The sequence below is a fragment of the Faecalitalea cylindroides ATCC 27803 genome, from assembly GCF_000469305.1.
GTDB lineage: Bacteria > Bacillota_I > Bacilli_A > Erysipelotrichales > Erysipelotrichaceae > Faecalitalea > Faecalitalea cylindroides.
This window is the reverse complement of the sequence record NZ_KI270978.1, coordinates 1-23,226: the sequence shown is the minus strand read 5'-3', so window position 1 is coordinate 23,226 and position 23,226 is coordinate 1. Positions and strand designations below refer to the sequence as shown.

The 23,226-nt window shown below is 34.3% G+C and carries 24 protein-coding genes and 1 pseudogene; 12 read left to right on the top strand and 13 right to left on the bottom strand.

The window, feature by feature from the left end:
• Positions 1-5: 5 nt before the first annotated feature.
• From HMPREF0367_RS02470 to deoC, 6 genes are read right to left on the bottom strand one after another with little or no spacing between them, the layout of a single operon-like run.
• Positions 6-872 (bottom strand): hypothetical protein, encoded by an 867-nt coding sequence (locus HMPREF0367_RS02470; RefSeq protein ID WP_035400881.1) that lies wholly within the window; start codon positions 870-872, stop codon positions 6-8.
• A gap of 51 nt (positions 873-923) precedes the next feature.
• A complete protein-coding gene (locus HMPREF0367_RS02465) occupies positions 924-2,117 on the bottom strand; it encodes a phosphopentomutase (protein ID WP_035400879.1) in 1,194 nt (397 codons plus the stop codon).
• Positions 2,118-2,144: 27 nt separating this feature from the next.
• Positions 2,145-2,555 carry a C-GCAxxG-C-C family (seleno)protein gene (locus tag HMPREF0367_RS02460; protein WP_022355552.1) on the bottom strand — a complete coding sequence of 137 codons (411 nt, stop codon included), beginning with the start codon at positions 2,553-2,555 and terminating at the stop codon, positions 2,145-2,147.
• A 1-nt stretch (position 2,556) separates the two neighbouring features.
• A complete protein-coding gene (locus HMPREF0367_RS02455) occupies positions 2,557-3,426 on the bottom strand; it encodes an SDR family oxidoreductase (protein WP_035400876.1) in 870 nt (289 codons plus the stop codon).
• Complete coding sequence (locus tag HMPREF0367_RS02450) at positions 3,423-4,355, bottom strand: type I phosphomannose isomerase catalytic subunit (protein ID WP_035400874.1); 933 nt, start codon at positions 4,353-4,355, stop codon at positions 3,423-3,425. Before HMPREF0367_RS02450 ends, HMPREF0367_RS02455 begins: the two co-directional genes overlap by 4 nt.
• A 1-nt stretch (position 4,356) precedes the next feature.
• A complete protein-coding gene (gene deoC, locus HMPREF0367_RS02445; protein WP_035400871.1) occupies positions 4,357-5,040 on the bottom strand; it encodes a deoxyribose-phosphate aldolase in 684 nt (227 codons plus the stop codon).
• Positions 5,041-5,148: 108 nt separating this feature from the next.
• Here deoC and HMPREF0367_RS02440 point away from each other — a divergent pair, with 108 nt between their 5' ends.
• From HMPREF0367_RS02440 to rlmD, 6 genes are all read left to right on the top strand, one after another.
• Positions 5,149-5,739: a GNAT family N-acetyltransferase gene (locus HMPREF0367_RS02440; RefSeq protein ID WP_035400868.1), complete on the top strand. Its 591-nt coding sequence runs from the start codon at positions 5,149-5,151 to the stop codon at positions 5,737-5,739.
• A 97-nt stretch (positions 5,740-5,836) separates the two neighbouring features.
• Positions 5,837-7,744 (top strand): molecular chaperone HtpG, encoded by a 1,908-nt coding sequence (gene htpG, locus HMPREF0367_RS02435; RefSeq protein WP_035400865.1) that lies wholly within the window; start codon positions 5,837-5,839, stop codon positions 7,742-7,744.
• 51 nt (positions 7,745-7,795) lie between these two features.
• Complete coding sequence (locus HMPREF0367_RS02430) at positions 7,796-8,242, top strand: GNAT family N-acetyltransferase (protein WP_035400862.1); 447 nt, start codon at positions 7,796-7,798, stop codon at positions 8,240-8,242.
• 59 nt (positions 8,243-8,301) lie between these two features.
• A complete protein-coding gene (locus HMPREF0367_RS02425) occupies positions 8,302-8,862 on the top strand; it encodes an NADPH-dependent FMN reductase (RefSeq protein ID WP_035400861.1) in 561 nt (186 codons plus the stop codon).
• 51 nt (positions 8,863-8,913) lie between these two features.
• Positions 8,914-9,516 carry an HAD family hydrolase gene (locus HMPREF0367_RS02420; protein ID WP_051335137.1) on the top strand — a complete coding sequence of 201 codons (603 nt, stop codon included), beginning with the start codon at positions 8,914-8,916 and terminating at the stop codon, positions 9,514-9,516.
• On the top strand, positions 9,506-10,684 hold the full coding sequence (gene rlmD, locus HMPREF0367_RS02415; protein ID WP_035400859.1) for a 23S rRNA (uracil(1939)-C(5))-methyltransferase RlmD: 1,179 nt from the start codon (positions 9,506-9,508) through the stop codon (positions 10,682-10,684). Before HMPREF0367_RS02420 ends, rlmD begins: the two co-directional genes overlap by 11 nt.
• A 372-nt stretch (positions 10,685-11,056) precedes the next feature.
• Here rlmD and HMPREF0367_RS02410 read toward each other — a convergent pair whose 3' ends face one another.
• Positions 11,057-11,932, bottom strand: coding sequence for a LysR family transcriptional regulator (locus HMPREF0367_RS02410; RefSeq protein WP_035400857.1), 876 nt, complete (start codon positions 11,930-11,932; stop codon positions 11,057-11,059).
• Positions 11,933-12,054: 122 nt separating this feature from the next.
• Here HMPREF0367_RS02410 and HMPREF0367_RS02405 point away from each other — a divergent pair, with 122 nt between their 5' ends.
• From HMPREF0367_RS02405 to HMPREF0367_RS02395, 3 genes and pseudogenes are all read left to right on the top strand, one after another.
• Positions 12,055-12,597, top strand: coding sequence for a flavodoxin family protein (locus HMPREF0367_RS02405; RefSeq protein WP_035400854.1), 543 nt, complete (start codon positions 12,055-12,057; stop codon positions 12,595-12,597).
• A 54-nt stretch (positions 12,598-12,651) separates the two neighbouring features.
• Positions 12,652-13,047 (top strand): annotated as a pseudogene (locus HMPREF0367_RS02400) (cupin domain-containing protein); the annotation flags it as partial.
• A gap of 156 nt (positions 13,048-13,203) precedes the next feature.
• A complete protein-coding gene (locus HMPREF0367_RS02395) occupies positions 13,204-14,355 on the top strand; it encodes a DUF349 domain-containing protein (protein WP_035400848.1) in 1,152 nt (383 codons plus the stop codon).
• 9 nt (positions 14,356-14,364) lie between these two features.
• Here the strand turns inward: HMPREF0367_RS02395 and HMPREF0367_RS02390 are convergent, their stop codons facing one another.
• Entirely contained in the window at positions 14,365-15,189 is an 825-nt protein-coding gene (locus tag HMPREF0367_RS02390) for a DUF2238 domain-containing protein (RefSeq protein ID WP_022355538.1), read from the bottom strand.
• 111 nt (positions 15,190-15,300) lie between these two features.
• Here HMPREF0367_RS02390 and HMPREF0367_RS02385 point away from each other — a divergent pair, with 111 nt between their 5' ends.
• Genes HMPREF0367_RS02385 through HMPREF0367_RS02375 form a run of 3 tightly spaced genes read left to right on the top strand, consistent with a single transcriptional unit; the run spans position 15,301 to position 17,117 of the window.
• The gene (locus HMPREF0367_RS02385; RefSeq protein WP_035400844.1) at positions 15,301-15,993 is read left to right on the top strand and encodes an AzlC family ABC transporter permease; all 693 of its coding nucleotides are present in this window, start codon (positions 15,301-15,303) and stop codon (positions 15,991-15,993) included.
• Positions 15,990-16,304, top strand: a complete 315-nt coding sequence (locus HMPREF0367_RS02380) for a branched-chain amino acid transporter permease (RefSeq protein WP_022355536.1) — start codon at positions 15,990-15,992, stop codon at positions 16,302-16,304. The genes HMPREF0367_RS02385 and HMPREF0367_RS02380 overlap by 4 nt, the downstream gene beginning before the upstream one ends.
• A gap of 51 nt (positions 16,305-16,355) precedes the next feature.
• Positions 16,356-17,117, top strand: a complete 762-nt coding sequence (locus tag HMPREF0367_RS02375; RefSeq protein ID WP_035400841.1) for a DeoR/GlpR family DNA-binding transcription regulator — start codon at positions 16,356-16,358, stop codon at positions 17,115-17,117.
• A 36-nt stretch (positions 17,118-17,153) separates the two neighbouring features.
• On the opposite strand, the gene HMPREF0367_RS02370 is transcribed toward HMPREF0367_RS02375, so the two are convergent.
• From HMPREF0367_RS02370 to HMPREF0367_RS02350, 5 genes are all read right to left on the bottom strand, one after another.
• Positions 17,154-18,077 carry an ABC transporter ATP-binding protein gene (locus HMPREF0367_RS02370; RefSeq protein WP_022355534.1) on the bottom strand — a complete coding sequence of 308 codons (924 nt, stop codon included), beginning with the start codon at positions 18,075-18,077 and terminating at the stop codon, positions 17,154-17,156.
• 1 nt (position 18,078) lies between these two features.
• Complete coding sequence (locus HMPREF0367_RS02365; protein ID WP_022355533.1) at positions 18,079-19,161, bottom strand: ABC transporter ATP-binding protein; 1,083 nt, start codon at positions 19,159-19,161, stop codon at positions 18,079-18,081.
• Between the two features lie 3 nt (positions 19,162-19,164).
• On the bottom strand, positions 19,165-20,091 hold the full coding sequence (locus HMPREF0367_RS02360) for an ABC transporter permease (RefSeq protein WP_015535731.1): 927 nt from the start codon (positions 20,089-20,091) through the stop codon (positions 19,165-19,167).
• Positions 20,091-21,038 (bottom strand): ABC transporter permease, encoded by a 948-nt coding sequence (locus tag HMPREF0367_RS02355; protein ID WP_035400838.1) that lies wholly within the window; start codon positions 21,036-21,038, stop codon positions 20,091-20,093. Before HMPREF0367_RS02355 ends, HMPREF0367_RS02360 begins: the two co-directional genes overlap by 1 nt.
• 76 nt (positions 21,039-21,114) lie before the next feature.
• A complete protein-coding gene (locus HMPREF0367_RS02350; protein ID WP_035400835.1) occupies positions 21,115-22,749 on the bottom strand; it encodes a peptide ABC transporter substrate-binding protein in 1,635 nt (544 codons plus the stop codon).
• Between the last annotated feature and the right edge of the window lie 477 nt (positions 22,750-23,226).

Sequence of the window (23,226 nt, the reverse complement as noted above, 5' to 3'; positions counted from 1 at the left end):
GCTCTTTATTTGTATATATCAAAATAATCCTGATAGATATCGAAGTTTTCATCTGAATGGATCTTTGCGGCAAAGAAAGCATTTTTATCATTTAAAACTTCACGGGATACATTGACGATCGGTTCTTTGAATTTATAGATTCCATCCTCGTTTACACGCCAAATATTTTCATTATGGTGTCTAGCAGGTGAGAATTTTTTTAACATAGTTGCAATTGCAAGTTCTTCTGGATACATACACATCTTAAAGTTATTGGAACAATAGGCAAGGTTTTCTGCTAAGGCAACAGCACTTTCGTGTCTTAATACGAACCATGGATAACTCAATACTAGAACATCATCCAATTTCTTCTGCTTGAAATTATGAATGACACCAGCTGTAAACTTGTTCATACCTTGAATGATCTTTGATTTTTGAAAGTCCATTGAATTTGTAAAGAATGCATACTCTTCAAATCGAGTCATAAGTTCTGGATCTTCTTCACTTGTTTTTTCAACATAGTAGATATCCTGTTCAGGATATTTGTTTAGATAGTCTTCCAAATCCTTTTTCTTAGTAATAGGGATCATCCCATCTGTCAAATTAATGAAGGCATCATACTTAAATCCGTTTTCCTCTTCTTCCTCTAGAGCATCTGCGATGGAAATGATCATACCGCGTGGTAACGATAGATCTCCAGGCAAGGCAGCTTCCTGCTTATGGACTAAGTGCATGCTTGGTTCATTACCATAGGCAAGCATGAGCTCATCTCTTAAATCGTCATCATTCACGATGACATAACAATCATCACCGGCTTCTAAAATTGTATCTAGATTTTCTGTGATTTCATCATAATTTTTTTTCATATAATGTATCAAATATGCTATTTTCATGGTTTTCCTCCATTTTGAATTTTGTCTACAGTAAAACAAGTATAACATATTTTATAGAAGTTGGCTTAATATACTTGTACCAATTGTGTTATCGGGCATAGAGAATCCAAAGTTATCCAGGATCGTAGCTCCAATTGTCGCAAAATTGTTTTGGTCTTCTAATTGCTTTGATTCTTTGAAATGTTTGGAATATATCATCAAAGGTACGATTTCCTTTGTATGGTCACTTCCTTTGTGAGTTGGATCATTACCGTGATCGGCTGTGACAATCAGAAGATCATTTTGTGTAAGCTGATTGATCAATGTCTTTAAGTTTTTATCAAATGCTTCAAGTTCTTTGCCATAACCTATAGGATTTCTTCGATGTCCCCATTTCGCATCAAAATCAACCAGGTTACAAAAACATAATCCTGTAAAGTCTTTTTTTGTCAGTTCGATCGTTTGTTGCATGCCATGGATACTGGAATCTGAATGTAAGCTTTCAGAAATGCCCTGACCATTAAATATGTCACTGATCTTACCAATACCAATTACATCCAGCTTGTTTTCCTTTAGAACATCTAAACAAGTTTTATGAGGTGGTCGTAATGCATAATCTTTACGATTGGAAGTACGAATATATTGCCCGTTTTGGATGATATAAGGCCTTGCGATCACACGTCCAACCTTCCATTCAGGGCGCATCGTCAGTTCTCGAGCAATCTGGCAACAGCGGTAGAGTTCATCGAGTCCCATGATTTCTTCATTGCCACAAATTTGTAATACAGAATCCGCACTGGTATATACGATCATCTTTTTTGAATGGCTCATAGTTTCCTGTGGTGCCAGTTCTTTTAGAATTTCGGTTCCACTGGCTGCCTTGTTTCCGATAATTTCATGTCCGGTCTGTTTTTCTAACTCCTGGATCAGTTCAACAGGGAATCCGGTTTCAGTAAATGTAATGAAAGGTTTATCCACATAGATGCCCATCATTTCCCAATGACCGGTAATCGTATCTTTTCCAACACTGGCTTCAAACATTCTTCCGTAATAACCTGCTGGTTCTGAATCTATTTTGGCATGGATCGTTGGATGTAACTGGCCTAAACCAAGTTTCATCATCGTATCGATGTGAAATGGATTCATGATCAGATCAATGTGTCCAAATGTGTCTGCACCTTCATCGCCATATTCTTTGGCATTTGGCATTGCGCCAATGCCAAATGAATCGACAATGATCAAAAAAATTCGTTTAAATTGAGTCATGTCATTATTATATAAAAAAACTGTGAGTTATTCACCCACAGTTTCCAAAATTGTTTTTTCTAACGCTTTTGCGGCCAAAAGACAAGTGTTTAAACACTTTGTTTCTTTGGTATGATGAATGGGTTTTACATGGGCGCAGTCCATGTTTCCAAGCTCTTCTTTAAAGTTGCGAACACATTTTTGTGTATAGGGCCTAATTTCATCCAACTGGTCGTGTGCTTTTGTCTTTATGACCATTTTTGATAAAGCAGCTACACTGCCTACAAGAGCTCCACATGTAGAGCCAACAAACATACCTCCACCAAAGCCGGCAATCATTTTCATGTCTTCATCATGAAGATCAAGATGATAATATTCATTGGCAGCACGAATGAGTGTTTCAGAACAGTTATATCCAGATGTATAATATTTTTCAACTACGGTTTGAAATTCTGTCATATTAACGGTCCCACCCGAAATCTTTTAAGATTTCTTCTATGTTTTCTTCGAATGTACCAAAAGTGATACCAAGATTTTCTAATTTTGAAGAGTCAAGACGATAGTCTCTGAAACGTTCACTATATCTTTCTTTATTAGGAAGGATGTATTTTTCGATTGCCTCATCGCTTGCCTTAAGTTCTTTGGCGATATAAACTGCTGTTTCATATGTCGTCATCTCGTTTTTGCTGGCGACATGATAAGTGCCTGTATCTAATGCAGTGATCTTTTCAAATTGTTGAGCCAATTTTTTAGCATATGTCATGCATCTTCTTTCATTGCATGTAAACAATGTTGGTGTTTGATGCAACAATGCATTCATAACGTTTTTAATGATACTTGGGCTGGCTTTGACTTTATCAAAGCTTAATCCCATCATCCAGGAAAAACGTAAGATCAAATAGTCATCCAATTGTTCATGGATTAGATCTTCACATTCGATCTTGTTTTTACCATATACCGTTACAGCGCTGACAGATTCTTCTTCATTAAAAGGTCCATGGTTTTCTTTACCATTAAATACTTGTTCCGTTGAACAGAAAATCAAACGGGCCTGATTTTTTTTGCAGGCTTCAATGATCTTTTGTGTGGATTCCACATTGATCTTATGTGCTAATTCCGGATTTTCTTCACATACAGCTGTTGTTGCATTAGCGGCTGTGTGAAAACAGATGTCAAATTGTTTATCTTTTAAGAAAGCTTCGACTTCTTCTGGTTTGCTTAGATCGGCATCTTTTCTTGTCATCGTTATCCAGTTGAATTTATGATGGTTTTCTTTACGAACATAGCTTGCGATATAACCATTCGCTCCGGTTACTAAGATTGTTTTCATTTGTTTTCTCCTTTAACTGGTTGACTTAATAACACGTGTGCACCTTTTTGTAAGGTGATTTCTTTAGCGTTTGCCGGTACAAACATACTATCATAACGTGGTAGTGTGATGGTCGTACCATTCCATATGATATCTGTATCTTCATCCACATTGGTCAAGATTACAAAATGTGTATCACTTGTAATTGTCTGATTTTCTGTAGCAAAGATTTCATCGACAGTAAAGAATGGAGTATCGCCAATTCTTCGTGTTTCTTCTTTCGCTTCTTCAAAATGAGGCTGTAAGGCAAAATTTGTTACATCAAATGATTCTTTTAAATGCAGTGGTCTTGGGTTGCCATTGGCATCTTTTCGATTGTAGTCATAAAAACGATATGTTGTATTGGAATTTGTTCCTACTTCAATGGCCCAGATATCTTTTCCAAGAGCGTGCAGCATACCAGCTGGGATGGTTATATAGTCACCTTTTTTAACCGGCCATTTTTGAAGATATTGCTCTAATGTATTATCCTCTAAGGCTTTTTTGATTATATTGGCATCATCCACATTTGTTCCAGCAACCAATGTAGCACCTGGTTTAGCATCAATGATATACCAGCTTTCATATTTACCAAAATCATTGGAATGCTTTTTTGCGTATTCATCTTCTGGATGTACTTGAATGCTCAAGGCATCTTCTGTATCTAAATAGGCCAGGCGCAGCATTTCATGAAGTGTATATCCTTTTCCTAACATTCCTTCCATATCCTGATCGATCAATTCTTGTAGAGTTGTTTCTTCAGGCAGGTTGGTAATTTTATTTGTACAGTAAGGATGAGCTGAAACTTCCCACCATGTTCCGTATTTTCTATCGTAGTTACGATGTTTGCTGAGATGATCAGACCCCCATATTGTATAGTCTGGGATTGGTTTCAATAATAATGGCTTCATTTTATTCACCTTCAAATTCTTTTAAGATATTTAGAGAAGAACTCGTTCCAATGCGGGTAGCTCCTGCTTCAATCATTTCTTTACAAGTTTTCCAGTCGCGGATTCCTCCTGCAGCTTTTACTTGAACTTCACCATCTACAGCTTCAACCATGATCTTAACATCTTCTACTGTAGCTCCACCAGTTCCAAAACCTGTGCTTGTTTTGATAAAGTCTGGTTTTACTTCTTTGGCGATCAAAGCTAGTTGGCGAATTTCATCTTTTGTCAAATAGCAGTTTTCAAAAATAACTTTTAATAAAACCTGTCCTTCTGTACAGATTTTTTTGAATTCTTCCATTTCATGACGAATAAAGTCCCAATCATGCATCTTAGCTTTACTGATGTTGATTACATAATCAATTTCATCAGCGCCCTGTTCAATGGCCCATTTGCATTCAAATAGTTTTGTATCCAGTCCGCACTGTCCTAATGGGAATCCAATAGCAGCACCTACATGAACATCGGTTCCTTGTAATTGTTCTTTACAGAATTTAGTCCATTCTGTGTTAATAGCGACCATGGCAGCTCCAATTGTCTTTGCTTCCGTACATAGTTTTTCTAAGTCGGCATTGGTTGCATATGCCTTTAAAAAAGTATGGTCAAAATATTTTGCAAGTGATTGTTTTGTTAAGTTTTCTGTTTTCATCACATTCTCCTCCTATTGATAATTTTAATAGAATTAATTCGTAAATTCAAGTAATGTTATAACATTTAAATCGTAAAAAGTATGCTATACTGTCGAGGGTGATAAAATATGACAACTTTAGATAGAAGCATAGAATTTAAAAAAGTTTTAATGGTAATCACAAGAAAAACGATAAAGAGAGAGACTCCATTAAAAGAAGGATATAAATATACACCTTTTAGCAAAGAACTTTTAGATTCATGGTGCAGGCTTCATGTAAAAACAGGCTTATTTGAAACGATGGAACAGGCAAAGAATAAATTAGATGAGATGTTACAACAAGATGAAGACTTCTTTAAAGAGAACTTTCTTTTTGTGGTAAATGAAGCCAATGAACTGGTAGCCAGTGCTGGATTATGGACAGGAAAAGATTTTGATGGAAATCGCCTTCGTTTGCATTACATATCTGTTGATCCAAACGAGCAGCATAATGGAATTGCGCATGCGATGATTTCACGTTTATGCATCAAGTATGATTCGATTCCAGGTAAGTATCCATTGTATTTAGCAACACAGAGCCAGTCTTATGGTGCGATTGCTCTGTATAGTCGAATGGGATTTACACCTTACTTAGGTGAGTATAATGGATGTTCTCAAGAAAAAAATGAAGCGGCATGGGAATATACAACAGAAATTTTAAGAGAAAAGGTTAAACAATAGGGAAGAAAGGCTACTTTTAGCAGTTATATCTTGACTCTGCTAAAGAGTTGCGTTATACTAGCATACGCAAGGCTAGAGTGCTAAAAGGAGTGATATTATGGCCAGAAAAAAACAATTTAAGGCTGAATCAAAACGATTATTAGATTTAATGATCAATTCAATTTATACGCATAAGGAAATCTTCTTACGTGAGTTGGTTTCTAATGCAAGTGATGCGATCGATAAATATTATTATTCAAATGCCGGACATGTAGATCCATCTACATTTGAAATTCGTATTGAACCAAATAAAGAAGCTCGTACATTAACTATTTCAGATACTGGTATTGGTATGTCTAAAGAAGAATTGGAAGAAAATCTAGGTACCATTGCCAAGAGTGGGTCTTTGGCATTCAAAGAACAAATGGAAAACAACAAAGAACATGAAAATGATGTGGATATCATTGGTCAGTTTGGTGTTGGGTTCTACAGTGCATTCATGGTTGCCAAAGAGTTATGCGTAATTTCTAAAAAAGATGGCAGCGATGAAGCTTATAAATGGATCAGTGATGGCGATTCAGGATATACGATTGAACCAGCTGAAAAAGAAACAACAGGTACTACAATTATCTTGACTTTAAAAGATGATACTGAAAATGACGATTATTCTAAATATTTGGAAACATATACACTTAAAGATTTGATCAAAAAATATTCAGATTATATCCGTTACCCAATTAAGATGAATGTTGAAACCAGCAAGATCAAAGCGGAAACAAAAGATTCTGATAAACCAGAATATGAAACTGTTATTGAAGATCAGACATTGAATTCCATGGTTCCATTATGGAAACGTCAAAAATCTAAAATAACCGATGAGGAATACAATCAATTCTATAAGGATCATTTCTATGATTATGCGGATCCAAAACGTGTGATTCATTTTAGCGTTGAAGGAAATGTCAGCTTTACTGCTTTATTGTATATTCCAAGTCATGTACCACAAGGTTTCTATCATCAGGACTATAAGAAAGGCCTTCAGTTGTATTGCCGTGGTGTATTTATCATGGATCATGCAGAGGAATTGTTGCCAGATTACTTGCGCTTTGTCAAAGGCTTAGTGGATTCCCAAGATCTTTCATTAAATATCTCTCGTGAAATGTTGCAGCATGATCATCAGTTAAAGGCGATTGCTTCTCGAATCGAAAAGAAGATATTAAGCGAATTAACAAACATGTTGACAAAAGAACGAGAAACATATGAAGAATTTTGGAAGGAATTTGGTCTAAACATCAAATTTGGTGTATATAACAACTACGGAATGGATAAAGATAAACTTCAAGATTTATTATTGTTCTATTCCAGCAAAGACCAAAAACTTGTTACATTAAATGAGTATGTAAATCGCATGAAGGAAGACCAGAAGGACATCTATTTTGTTTCTGGATCAGATGTAAATTTGATCGATAAGTTACCAATTGTTCAAACATTGAAGAAGAAAGATTACGAAGTTCTATATTTAACAGATGAAGTCGACGAATTTGTTATGCAGACATTGATGACATATCGTGAAAAGACATTTAGAAATGCAGCTCAAGGAGACTTAGATCTAGATTCTGAAGAAGAAAAACAAGAATTGGAAAAAGCTAAGGAAGATAATAAAGAACTATTGAAATTCATGAAAGAGTCGTTGCATGATCAAGTTGCAGAAGTAAAACTCTCCAATCGTTTGATCGATGATCCAGTATGTTTGACTGCTGGAGAAGGCTTATCTTTTGAAATGGAAAAAGTCTTTGCGAATATGCCAAAGGATAATCCAATGATGCCAATGAAGGCTACACGTATTCTTGAAATCAATCCAAATCATCCGATTTTTGAAACATTGAAAGAAGCATTTAGTTCAAATAAAGATAAGGTTGCAGAAATTGCCGATGTTTTATATAATCAGGCTCTATTGATTGAAGGATTCAAAATCGAAGACCCAATTGCATACTCTAGAAAGATCTGTGAATTACTAGTAAAATAGCCGGAATGTATTTTCCGGTTTTTTTGTTATAATTTAGAAAAGGAAACATATATGATTGTTCGAAAATATCAAAGCTTAGATTGTGAAGAAATGGCACAGTTATTTTATGATACCGTTCATACGATAAATAGAAAAGATTATTCTAAAGAGCAGTTGGATGTCTGGGCAGATGGAAAGGTTGATATAGAATCTTGGAATCAACGTTATTTATCATCTCACACACTTGTTGCGATAGAAGATAAAAGGATCGTTGGTTTTGGAAATATCGACGATCAAGGCTATCTAGATATGTTATATGTCCATAAAGAGTATCAAAATAACCAAATTGCGACCAAGCTCTGCGATCAATTAGAAAAGTTTGTAACAGGTAAGATCACAACATATGCTTCCATAAGCGCAAAAGGTTTTTTTGAAAAAAGAGGGTATAGAGTCATTAGGGAAAACGAAGTGATTCGAAAAGGAATCACGTTGACAAATTATTTAATGGAAAAAGAATGAGCATATACATGTTCATTCATCATAATAAGGTTTATACTTAAGTTAAGGAGATGATGATCATGAAAAAAATATTATTTATTGTTGGATCATTGCGCAGGCATTCATTCAATGCTCAATTAGCTGGCTATGTAGAAGATAAAATTAAGGATAAAGTTGAAGTATCATATTTGCAGTATCGAGATATTCCTTATATGAATGAAGATTTAGAAAACCCAGAACCTATTGATATTCGAAGAATTAAGAAAGAAGTTATGGAGGCAGATGGGGTTTGGATCTTTACTCCTGAATATAATGGATTTATTCCTGGCCTTTTGAAAAATCTTCTAGACTGGTTGTCAAGAAGAATCGATCTACAGGCCGAATGGAATCAGACAGCTCTTGCCAATAAACCTGTTACATATTCTGGTGCTGCCGGTAAAAGTGGCTCTGCAAAGGCACAAGCTCAGCTGGAAGTTTTATTACCGTTTATTTTAATGGATGTTGTTAATAAACATACCGCAAAGGTTCAAATCAAACCAGAAGATCATAAAACGCAGATCTTGACGTTAAATAAAGAAGAAGAGGAAATGATTGATTTTCAGATCAATGATTTCTTATCTCATTTAAATGTGCAGAATTAATATTCTGCATTTTTTCTTGTGTATCCTTTAAGTTTTAAATATACTAAGTTCATGGTAAAAAATATTATATTTGATATCGGCAATGTTCTTGCAACATTCAAACCAAAAGATTTTTTAATGGATCTTTTTAAGGATCCTACACTTGTGGATCAATTTTTCGAAGTGTTCTTTACAAAACTTTGGCATGAATATGATCAAGGATTATATACTAAAGAACAGATGGTACAAAAAGGTTTACAGAAGATGCCGGACCAAAAGGAAAAAATTAATAAAATGATGGATGTATGGACATCATATGTCGTTGGGATTCAAGAAAATCTTGATTTGATCCAAATCTATCAAAAAAAGGGATATAAAGTTTTTATCCTTTCGAATCTTCCAGAAGATTCATATATTTACTTGAAAGAACATTATGATTTTATAGATCAAGTTGATGGGGGAATCTATTCATATCAACTTAAATTAATCAAGCCGGATGTAAAGATCTTTGAAGCTTTGTTGGAGAAATACGGCCTAAATGCAAATGAATGTATCTTTATTGATGATACTGAAGTAAATATCAGGGCTGCTGAAAAACTAGGTTTTTATACGATATGGTTAAAAGATCATACACAGCTGGCTACATTGTTAAAGGAGAATTTGAATGAAGTGTAAAGTAGGGAAAATATGTGGAGGATGTGCATATCTTTCAAAAAGTATGGAAGAACAGGCATCCATTAAGAAAGCTCAGGTTGAAGAACTAGCTCAAAGAAATCATCTTAAATTAAGAGTAGGGGATGTCTTAACCGCAAAAAATACGACACATTATAGAAATAAGGTGATTGTTGGCTTTGCGAAGAATAAAGGGAAGGTTTATTCTGGCTTATATGCAGCCAAATCGCATCGTGTAGTGGCTTGTCAAAACTGTATGATGCATCCTGATATTGTGAATAAAATCATTGTTAAGATCGAAGAATTGGTTAGTTCAATGAAAATTGAATTATATAATGAAAAAACACGCACCGGTTTATTGAGACATGTATTGATTCGCTATGCTCATAAGACAGATGAAGTGATGGTTGTTTTTGTCACCAGCAAGAAGATGTTTCCTTCTAGAAGAAATCTTGTCAATGCGCTCGTAAAGGAATTTAAAGAAATCAAAACGATCGTACAAAATGTAAATCCAAGAAACACAAGTATAGTCCAGCAAGATGAAACGATTCTTTTATATGGGGATGGAATGATTACAGATGAATTATGTGGTTTAAAGATTTCTTTCTCAAATCGATCTTTTTATCAAATTCATTCGGAACAGTGTGAAGTACTCTACGATATGGCCCGAAAAATGTGTGATTTAACAAAGACAGACACAGTATTGGATACATATTGCGGTGTTGGTACGATTGGATTGACTTTGGCATCTAGTTGTAAGAGTGTTACTGGTGTAGAAATAAATCCAGACGCTATTGAAAACGCTAAATTGAATGCGAAACAGAACAATATTAAGAATGCCAAATTTATCTCTATGGATTCGACAAGATACATGATGGAAGCAAAGAAATTTAGAAACCATTATGATGTAATTATTTTAGATCCACCTAGAGCTGGTACAACAAAAGAGTTTATTGAAGCATCTACCTCTCTTCAACCAAAGAAGATCTTGTATATCTCTTGTGATCCAAAAACAATGATGCGTGATCTTGTCATGTTTAGACAAAAAGGATATATGACAAATAAGATTGAGCTTGTGGATATGTTCCCGTTTACTGAACATATTGAAAGCATCTGTGTTTTAACAAAAAGAGAAATAGGAAATGTAAATAAAAAGAATTATAAAAGATAGAATATAAATTGTTTAAAAATGATAAAAATCTCATATTACAGATAAAGTCTCGATAGAAGTATTCTTCATCTGTATATGAGGTTTTTTTGCGCAGGAAAAACAAAGCATAACTATTGATTGATGATTTTCAATGATTATAAATCGGAGACAAGATAGCTAATTCTTATTTTATCCTTTGGGTTCTTTTTAAAAATAAGTTTTGAATTTTCATTGATATAATCATAAACATTTGTGGTTGTTTTATAATTTTTTATTAAAGCAACAATATTATTTATATGACTGGTTTTATATAGTAAAAAAGTAAATGATTGTTTTATTTACGTCAAGAATTAAAAAGACTCATTTCTATTATGTCGAATGTGTCTTTTTTTACTATTTCATTTGATTTTGTAAATGTTCTAGGAAAAGGGTAGCACTTTTTGACAAGATTTGATTTTTCTTCCAAATCAAATACATATTAGTTTGTATTTCTGGTTCAATAGGTCTAAAACAAAGAACGCTTTCTAAGCTTGTATTGACAAGATTGTCAAATCCCAAGGCATAACCTACATTCTCTTTGACAAGAATAGCTGCATTATAGATTAGATCAAAAGTTGCAACAATATTAAGTCTACTTTCGTTTTGATTTAACCAGTGTGCCATTTTGTTATAACCTCTTTGGCGAGAAACTAGAAGGGGAATATCGTAAAGATCATCAAGATGAATTGATTTTTTAGAAACAAATGGAGAGTCCTTACGCATGATCAATCCCCATCGATCATGAAAAGGTATATTTATAGAATTATATTTTGAAATATCTAAATCTTGCACTATGACCGCAAAGTCTAACAATCCCTTATCTAATTGATCGCATACACTTGTGGCATTTCCACTATACATATTTAATTGGATGTTTGGATATTCCTTTAAGAGATTCTTTGCGGTTTTGGCAATGTATGTAATTCCTTTTGATTCAGCACACCCTAGATCGACATAGCCACCAGTAAAATCGTGCATAGCTTTAAATTCGTTGGTTGTTTTATCAACCATATTTAAAATATCAGCTGTTCTTTTAGACAATAATTTACCTTCGTTAGTTAGCTGAATATTATGACTGCTTCGAACGAATAGCTGTTGTCCTAATTCTTCTTCCAGGTTTTTTAATTGTCTAGAAAGAGTGGGTTGGGTAATATGCAGATTTTCTGCTGCTTTGGTAATGTTTTGTTCTTTTGCTACTTCTTGAAAATATTTTAATACTCTAAGTTCCATATGTCTTCCTGTTTATCTTTATTTTACGTGCAATAGAAATGCTTATCAAGCATAAGATGTTATGTGATATAAGTATTATACTTTATAAAAAAGAATCCTATAATTAAGATAGGAGGTTAAAAATGAGCAAAAATATTTTGATCATATCAACCAGTCCAAGATTCAACAGCAACTCAGATATTCTGGCACAAAGTTTTGAAAAGGGTGCACTAGAAGCAGGACATCTTGTTGAAAGAGTTACACTTAGAGATAAGACGATTCAATTTTGTAAAGGATGTTTATCTTGTGTTAAAACACAAAAGTGTGTGATCCACGATGATGTTAATGAAATCGTTGAGAAGATGAAAGAGACGAATGTTCTTGTTTTTTCAACACCAATCTACTATTACGAAATGTGCGGTCAGATGAAAACATTATTAGATCGAGCCAATCCATTATTTAATGCAGACTATAAATTTAGAGATATTTATTTTATTGCATCGGCTGCAGAAAATGGAGATCATGTATGGGCAAAAGCTGTGAATGGTTTAGAAGGATGGATAGATTGTTTTGAAAAATCACATCTTTCAGGTGTTGTATTTGCTGGTGGAGTGACAGATCCAGGTGAGATACAAGGCCATCAATCTTTAAAAAGAGCATTTGAAATGGGAAAGAATATCCGGTAAGAAAGAAGGTGTAGTATGAAGACAATGGATAAAAAAGTTTTTGATGAGCAGAATGTATTTGGATTAGGTCAGCCAAACGATGCGTTTGCACAATATTTTATTGGGAATTCATATTTAAATGGATTAACAAATCCAAAAGAATGTGGTCTTGCTTTGGCAAATGTTACTTTTGAACCAGGATGCAGAAATAATTGGCATATCCATCATGCGACAAGTGGTGGAGGTCAGATTTTGATCTGTACTGCAGGAGAAGGTTGGTACCAGGAAGAAGGCAAAGATCCAGTTGAATTAAAGCCTGGAGTTGTTGTAGTGATCCCGCCAGAAGTAAAACATTGGCATGGAGCAAAAAAAGATAGTTGGTTCAGTCATATCGCCTTTGAAGCACCAGGAGAAAACACTTCAAATGAATGGTGCGAACCAGTGGATGACGAAGCTTATCTAGCATTATAAGTGATGAAAAAAGTCAGGTTTCTGGCTTTTTTTCGTTACGAAAAAAGAGCAATTTTTGTAGAAAAATATATTTATATTTTACGTAGATTTTTCGTCATTATGTTTCATATTGTGATAAAATATGTATATTGCAGTGCATAGTTGGAGGTAAGTATTATGTATGAAGATAATGATAATTTGTATTTAGTAAGTGATATGGATGAGGATATCAAAAAACGTAAAGAACTCATCGAAGAAGCTAAAAATATCAATGCCGATAAAAATTGGAATGAAATCTATCGTCAGATTTCTGATTTAAGAAGAAAATGGAGACGAATCTCAAGTTGGGAATCAGCTTATGAAGATTCTCTGAATGAAGAATTTGAATCTTATATTGATGCGTTGTACGCAAAACGTAATGAAGTATATAAAAATGCTTCTGGAATCAAAGAGGAGTTAATCGCTCAAGCAAAGAAAGTAGCTGCATCTAATGATCTTAAACACGCTACTGAAGAAATGAATGAGTTAATGAATCAGTGGAAACAAGCTGGTTCTGCAGGTAAAGACGATGATGCTCTTTGGGAAAGTTTCAACCAGATCCGTCAGAGTTTTTTTGATAAAAAACACGAACAATGGGAACAGATGCAGACTAAGTTCTCTGATGCTGCAGCTGCTAAACAAGATTTGATCCAGCAGGCAAAAGAGCTTGCAAATTCTGAAGAATGGCAAAAGACATCTACTAAGTTTAAAGAATTGATGGATGCCTGGAAAGCTGCAGGAAGCGCAGGAAGAGAAAAAGAAGATGATTTATGGAATGAGTTTAATGAATACCGTCAAACATTCTATAAAGCTCGTAATGCGTATTATGAAAAGCTTCATGTCCTTCAAGATCAAAACCTAGAAGCTAAAAATGAGTTAATTGCTCGAGCTAAAGCTATTAATGAAACGAAATCTTATTCAAGAGAAAATACAAAACAAATGAAAGAACTTGGTGTTGAATGGAAGAAAATCGGTTCTTGTCGAAAAGAAAAAGAAGAAGCGGTTTGGAAAAACTTCAAGGAACAAATGGATCAGTATTTTGATGGCTTAAGACAGGCTAATGAACAAAAACATCTTCAATGGAAACAAAGAATGATGGAAGTTCGTACAAGAAAAGACGAATTGATGCAGGAACAAAAACATCAGATCAAACGCATGCAGGAAGATATCGGTAATGTTCTTGGAGAAAGAGCAATTAGTGAATTAGAACAAAGAATCGAAGATAAGAAAAAATTTATCGAAGAACTTGAAGCTCAAATCAAAGATATTGACTCTCAATTATCTGAATAAAAAATGAGGTTATTCCTCATTTTTTTTGACGATTTCAAGATAATCTCTCTCTTTGCTTTTTTGTCTTGGGACAAATAAAGCGGCAATATTTTTCTTATCTTGGTTTTTAGTATAAAAGAACCCAAATATTGAGAAGATAATTGCGCCTATGAAGTTAACAAATAAATCTTCCATCGTATCAATTAAACCGATGTCTAGATATCCATTGATATTCAATGCCTGCCCATCAATCATTACATTTTTTATGTCTGAAATAGATGTCATAGCACCGCTTGGATCGATGGAAACAGAATTAATTGTATGAATGATCGTATCTTTTTGTGTGTCCATCGCAAAGAATGTGTCCATTGAAAATTCAAAGAATTCCCAGATGACACCGATTGTCATAGAAAAACTGAAAGCTACGATACAGATAAAAATTGGAGATAATTCAAATTTTGCTTTTTTGGATTTATTTAAAATATCAACTAGGGAATATCCAATGGCAGCAGCCAAGAATCCATTCATTGTATGCAGCATTGTATCCCAATTGCTATATTTTAGGTAAAAATCATCAATTTCACCTAAAATTTCTGCAGCGAATATAAATAAAAGAATTATGATCTCCAATGTAATCGGCAATTCGATCTTAAATGTCATTTGAACAACACTTGGTACAATCAATAACAGTAAAGTTAAAAGGGCATAGAAAACATTTTCCCAGTTTTGATTAAATATTTGAAGAATCAAAACAAGGATGACCAATAGCCGTAAAACCATGTATACAAGAAAAGAACTTCTGTGTTCTCTTAACTCCATAGACAGAGCCTCTTTATATTGTTTTATAAATTTCATATATCTTTTCTCCTAATAATAGTACCTATAATACACTAAAATGTTTTAAAAATCATTATTTTTGAATCATTAAATGTTATGGTAAAATTAAGATGTTTTGGAGATGACAATATGAACAAGGATTTAATTAAATATGCATTCATGCAGACTCTTCCTATCATGGCAGGTTATTTAGTTTTAGGAATGGGTTTTGGTATTCTTCTATATGATCATGGCTATTCTGTATTATGGGCCATTTTGATGAGTATTACCATCTATGCAGGAAGCATGCAATATGTAGCAATTGATTTGATAAGTTCAGGTGCCTCAGTCTTAACAACTTTATTAATGACATTGATGGTAAATGCAAGACATCTATTCTATGGTATTTCAATGGTTGATAAATATAAAGATACGAAACCATATAAGCCATATTTGATTTATGCACTTACAGATGAGACGTATTCTTTAGTTTGTGATGCTCATATTCCTGAAGGAATGGATATCAATAAATATTATTTTTTAGTTTCATTATTTGATCAATGTTACTGGGTCATAGGAAGTGTTTTAGGATCTTTGATAGGCAGTGCATTTTCTTTTAATACAACAGGTGTGGATTTTTCAATGACCGCTTTATTTGTAGTAATCTTTGTAGAACAATGGGAGAGTGCTGATAATCATATACCGGCAAGTATTGGAATTTTGGTTTCTGTTATCTGTTTGATCGTGTTTGGAGCGGATAGTTTTCTGATTCCAACTATGATTATCATTACGATTGTTTTATTTCTATTGAAAAATAGGATACTAGGAGGTAAGAAAGTATGATTCATTCATTGGTTTTAGTTATCATAATGAGTGTTATGACAATGATTTTGCGTTTTTTTCCTTTTCTTGTGTTCTCAAATAATACACCAGGTCCAATCTTATACTTGGGCAAGGTTTTACCATATTCCATTATGGCGATGCTGGTGGTCTATTGTTTAAGAAATACAGATTTTTTATCAGGTTCACATGGTGTTGCAGAAGTGTCTGCTACTATATTAGTTATTGTATTGCATAAATGGAAACATAATACGTTGTTATCTATTCTTTTGGGAACTTTATTTTATATGTTTATGGTACAAGTGATTTTTTGATCATTAATAAAAATCAATAAGAAATGTGATATAATAATAACAGGTGATAATATGTTTGTAGAAGAAAGACAAGCCTTGATTTATGAAGAGCTGCAATCAAATGGCAGGGTTCGCGTTAAAGATTTGAGTAAAAAGTTTAATGTAAGTGAAGATTTGATACGCAAGGATCTTAATGTTCTGGAAAAAGAAGGGAAATTAAGAAAAATTTATGGTGGGGCTGTACTGGCGAAAGAAAATGTGCAAAGAAAACTGGCCTCACAACGAAAGAATATTAACTTAGATGCGAAAAAGAATATTGCCAAGAAAGCAATAAATATCATAGAACCGGGCGATATCATTTTCTTAGATATCTCTACAAGTTCTATAGAGATGGCCAAGCTTTTGATCAACGAACAAAAACAAATGACGGTTATAACAAACATGTTAGAGGTTATTAATATCTTAGTTTCTTCAAATATTAATGTAATTTTTATTGGTGGAGAACTGGATTATGGACACGATGGATTTGTTGGTTCTTTGACAAATCAAATGATTGATGGATTTCGCTTTGACAAGGCTTTCTTAGGGGTTGTAGGCGTTGATATCAATGATAATTCAGTTATGACATATATGCCAGCTGATGCGCAAACGAAAAAATTGGTACTCTCACATTCAAAAGAAACGTATATGTTATGTGAATCGGAAAAATTCAATCAAATTGGAAACTATCAATATGCAAAGATTGATGATTTTTATGGATTGATCTGCGATAAAGATTTATCTTTAGGATTGCATAAAGAATTAAAACAATATGATATTAAGGTGATCGAGTGATCATCTTTTTTTGCACAAAAAAAGTAGACATTTCGTCTACTTTGTCCATTTAGCAAATTCTTCATCCGTTGCTAAAACATAATGTTCGCCTTCAACATGGATTTGTTTTCCTTTGCTATAATCAATTCCACTGGTTGCGTAGTCATAGGAGATAGAAGTACGTGTTTTTTCAACCACTGGATTAGGCTTAGGAATAGCGCTCAATAATGATTTAGTATATGGATGAATTGGATTTTTAAAGATTTCATCTGTTGTTCCAGTTTCAACAAGATGACCTAAGTGCATGACACCAATATGATCTGAGATATATTTAACCATGCTAAGATCATGTGCGATAAATAGGTAAGCACAACCTCTTTCTTTTTGGATCTTCTTCATTAGATTGACAACTTGAGCCTGAATAGAAACATCCAGTGCAGAGATTGCTTCATCGGCAATAACAAGATCCGGGTTCATGATCAAAGCTCTTGCAATACCGATACGTTGTCTTTGTCCACCAGAGAACTGGTGAGGATATCTTGATGCATGTTCTTTAGATAAACCCACCATTTCAAGAATGTCATAGACTTTTTGATTACGTTCTTCAATCGTTTCATAAGAATGATGAATATCTAACCCTTGTGCTACGATATCAATTACTTTTTTTCTTGGATTTAGGCAAGCCATTGGATCTTGGAAGATCATCTGCATTTTAGTATGCAGCATGGCTTGAGTTTCTTTGGACATTTTGTCGGAGATATCTGCTCCATTAAATGTTATTTTCCCGCCTGTTGGTTTATATAAACGAATAACACTTCGTCCTGTCGTTGATTTACCTGAACCGGATTCTCCAACAAGACCATATGTTTCTCCTGGATAAATCTTAAATGAAATGCCATCAACTGCTTTAACAGTGAATTTACGACTTACTTTAAAGTACTGTTTTAAATCTTCAACAACAAGGATAGGTTCTTTTGACATGCTATACCCCCTCCTTCTTCATCTTGTCTAATCGTCTTCTTAAAGCTTCCGGCATTTCTACTTTTGGTGCATTTTCATGCATTAACCAGCTAGAAACTTTATGTGTTTTTGAACCTGGAACATAATATGTTGGCGGATCAAGTCTTAGATCAATATTCAAGGCATATTTGTTACGAGGAGCAAATGCATCACCTTTTACTTCGTAAATTAAGTTTGGTGGTGTACCAGGGATCGTATAAAGTTCATCATCGTCTGTGTCTAAATCAGGCATAGCGGATAAAAGACCCCATGTATAAGGATGTCTAGGATCATAGAATATTTCATTGATCGTTCCTGTTTCTACTATTTTTCCAGCATACATAACGTTAACATAATCTGCAACTTTAGCGACGACACCTAAATCGTGTGTAATATAGATTACAGATAAGTTTTTCTTCTTTTGAATTTCCTGGATCAATTCCAAGATCTTAGCTTGAATGGTTACGTCCAATGCTGTTGTAGGTTCGTCGCAAATCAATACATATGGATCACAAGATAGGGCAATGGCAATAACGATACGCTGACGCATACCTCCAGATAACTGGTGTGGATAGTTTTTCATTCTTTTTTCAGCATCTGTAATCCCAACAAGCTCTAACAATTCCAATGCTTTTTGATAAGCTTCCTGTTTGCTTTTTTTATAGTGATACATCATTGGTTCCATGACCTGACGCCCGATTGTCATTGTAGGGTTTAGGGAAGTCATAGGATCTTGGAATACCATGGCGATCTTACGACCACGAATTTCTTTTTGAAGTTCGCGTTCAGACATTTGCACAATGTCTCTTTCTTGTCTTTCGCCAGTATATTCGTCATACCATACATAATCAATCGTTCCGCTATCAATCGTTCCGTTACTTGCCAAGATGCCCATGATAGCCTTGGTCGTAACAGATTTTCCAGATCCAGATTCACCAACGATTGCGATGGTTTCTCCTTTATAAAGGTCAAGGTTTACACCACGAATTGCCTTTACATTTCCGTTATCAGTTTTAAATGAGATATTTAAATCTCTGATTTTTAAAATTCTTTCTCTATCAGCCATCTATTATCTCTCCTTCATCGTAGGGTCAAGTGCATCGCGTAATCCATCACCAAATAAGTTGAAGCAAAGCATTAATAATGAGAAGATCGCAACAGGGATCAACATGATGTATGGATATACTAAGAATGATTTATAACCATCATTGATCAAAGTTCCTAAACTAGCTTCTGGAATAGGCAAACCTAATCCGATAAAAGACAAGTACGCTTCATAGAAGATAGCATTTGGAATGGACATCATGACCATGATGATCATTTGACTATAAATATTAGGAAGAATTTCTTTAAAGATGATAAAGAAATCTTTAGCGCCTAATGTACGTGATGCAAGGACATATTCTTCTTCTTTTACTTTTAAGACCTGAGCACGTGTGATGCGTGACATACCGATCCATTCTGTAAAGGCAAGGGCAATAATAATTGTGCCAAGACTTGGTTTCATGAACATTAATAATATAATAAGAACAACTAGAGTAGGGATCGAGTTAATGATTTCCTGGATTCTTTGCATAATGGAATCGACTTTTCCACCGAAGTAACCAGAAATTAAACCATATGTAACACCGATGACAACATCGATGATAATTGCCGCAACGGCAACGAATAAAGAAATTCTTGTACCATACCATAAGCGAGTCCATAGATCTCGTCCATAAGAGTCGGTTCCAAATAAATGTTCTCCATTAGGAGCAATGTTTTTTAGTGAAGTATTGATTTCGGCATAGTCCCATGAAGAAAACATTGGAGCAAGAATTGCAAACAACGTGATGATCAAAATTAAAATTACAGCAACGACAGCTCCTTTATTTCTGCAGAAGCGTTTTACAGCATCTTTCCATGCGGATGTAGTTGGGATGACTTCATCAATTGTGATATCTCTTTTGTCTCCAACAAATTCAAAATCATTTGGTAAAAATTTATTGTCTTCCATTATCCCTCATCCTTTCCTAAACGAATTCTTGGATCGATGATTCCATATGCGATATCGATAACAAGCATCATAATGATATACATAGCAGCATATAAGAATGCACAAGCCAAAATAATGTTATAATCTGAACTCAAAATACTGTTTACAAGCAATTTTCCTAAACCAGGAACACTACATAACAATTCAACTACCATTGTTCCTGTCATAAGGTTTACCAAGATTGGTCCTAAGATCGTGATAACTGGAATCAAGGCGTTACGTAAAGCATGTGAGAATATTAATGTTTTACGATCAAGACCTTTGGCTTTTGCAAGGATCATATAGTCACTATCAAGCACTTCAATCATTTCGGTTCGAGTAAAACGTGAAACATTGGCTATAACACCTGTGGAAAGGGCAGCCACCGGCATGATGGAAGAATAAATTGGTTGACTGGAACTATATGCTGTAGGTAAAATTCGCAAATAAGATGCAAAGAAAATCAAGATCAGTAATGCAAATACGAAAGATGGGATTGAAACACCAATTACGGATAAAGCTGTTGCAAGTGTATCCCAAATTGAGTTTCTATGTAAAGCAGCGAATACACCTAAAGCCATTCCGATGATCGTACCGATGATAACAGCAGCTAAACCATACAGGAATGAGATTTTAGCAGCATTTCCTACCAGAGAAGCAACAGGCATATCTTTATACAAGTTCATAGATACGCCGAAATTACCTGTAAGCATATCTTTTACGTAGATAACAAACTGAGTAAATATAGGTTTGTCTAATCCGTATTTTGCCTCGATAACTGCTCTTTGTGCTGCGCTTAATTTTTCGTTATTGATTGGAGAACCAGGTAAAAAGCGAACCATCAAGAACAATACAACGAGAATTACAAATAAAGTAATAGCTGAAATAATAAGTCGTTTACCTATATATTTCAAAGTCGATTTATTCATATCTTCACTCTCCTTAAAAAAACAAACACAATATAGCGAAAACCATATTGTGTTCATTATAATTTTCATTTACTAACTATTCAGCAATGTCAACATAGTTGAATGTGTAAGGTACACCAACTGGTTTTTGTACTAGGCCAGTAACACTTGTGTCTTGAAGTGTTGAACTTCCTTTTTCAAATACAGGGATATAGCATAGATCATCCATCATAATCTTTTCTGCATCGATCATTAACTGCCAACGAGCGTTTACATCCGCTTCAACAGCAACTTGATCCATGATTGAATCGTATTCTGTATTAGACCATTTACCATAGTTGTTTGCATTGTCAGAAATACATAAGTTCAAGTAAGTAGTTGGATCACCATAGTCTGGACCCCAACGAGTACATGCGATATCGAAGTCTTGGTTAGCTTGTTTAGTATAAATTCTATCTTGTTTTGTAGTGGCAACCATTTCGATTTCTAAACCATCTAACTGACTGAATGCATCCTGTAGATATGTTGCTAACTGATCCATTGGAGATTCATCAGTACCGTATAGTAGGCGAAGAGAAATTGTATCTTTTCCTAATTCTTCTTTAGCAGCATCTAAATATTGTTGTGCTTGTTCTAAATCATAAGAAGTATAAGATCCAGCATCTGAACGGAAATCTGTTCCACTTGGACTTGTAGATAATCCACTTGGTACAAATCCTGTAGCAGCTGTTGAACCATCTTTCAACACATTGTTAACGAAGTCTTCACGATTGATTGCATAAGATAAAGCTTTTCTTAAGTTAAGATTTTGTAAATCAGAGTTACCGAAATTTAACTGTAGATAGAATAGGTAACCTTCTTTAATGCTCTTATAAGATTCAGAATCTTTATATTTGTCAACCAATTCAGAGTTGATCAAAGCAAACTGCGTTTCGCCATTATCGAATGCTGTAGCAGCAACTTCTGGTTCCTGAACTAAGTTAAGAACTAAGTTATCAAGATTTACAGCATCGGCATTCCAGTAGTTTTCATTTTTAGAGAAAGTTGCCTGTCTTCCTGGTTCCCAAGTTTCCATGATGAATGCACCGTTAGATAGTACATTTTCTGCGCTCTTAGCATATTCAGCGCCTTTTTCTTCACAGAATTCCTGATTAATTGGATAGTAGCAAGGGAATGTCATTAATTCCTCAAAATAAGAAACTGGACTTGTTAATGTAACCTGGAATGTTTTATCATCAACAGCTACTGCCTGAAGTGTGTTTAGATCGTCCTGAGTAAGTTCTTCACCTTCTCCAAGTTCAGCTTGTTTAGCCATCAACTCATCAGCGCCTTTAACCTTAGCTCCATCAGATCCTAACATGTATGCATAGTTTCCTGAATTTTTAATGATTCGCTGCCATGCATAAACAAAGTCGTTTGCGGTTACTTCATCACCGTTAGACCATTGTGCATCTCTAAGTTTGAATGTGTGAGTCAAACCATCTTCACTGACTGTATGCTCTTCAGCAATTGCAGGAACGATGTTTCCTTCTTCATCCACGCCCATCAAACCATCGATACATGCGTGCATTGCGCTAAAAGACATACCGTCATCAGCATCTGATGAATCAAGGTTTTTGATATCCAACTCAGCAGAATATGTATACGTTTTGCCTTCAAGCTGATTGCTACCACAACCTACCAACATACTGGCAGTTAAAGCAGAAGCAACTAGTAATTTTAGTTTTTTCATATACTTCTCTCCCTCTAGTGTTCAAACCGTGAACACGTATACAAGTATTATAAACAAAAAGATCTTTTTTGCAAGTAATTTTCATAAAAATTTTCAAAAACATGAAAATAAAGAAAAACTTAATGAAATGATGTAACATTTGGTATCAATTAGAAATTAACACTATAATATATAGAAAACGGGAATTAATTAATATATAAAATAATCTTGATAATCTTGGAAAGCGATAGATTTGATTATTGTGCAAACTTTTCAAAGTGTAAAAATCCAACGTTGATTTTGAGATTATTATTTAAAGATTATAGATTTATAAATATAAATTAATAAAAGAAACCATTAATGATCTGTTAGGAGTTAGCAAAAAACATTTTTTGAAAGTCTAATAAAAGCTAAATTCACAAAAAATCTTAATAAATAATGGATATTTAAAAAATATAAAAAAAGTGAAAAAAGTATTTGACATGGAAGGGGGATATT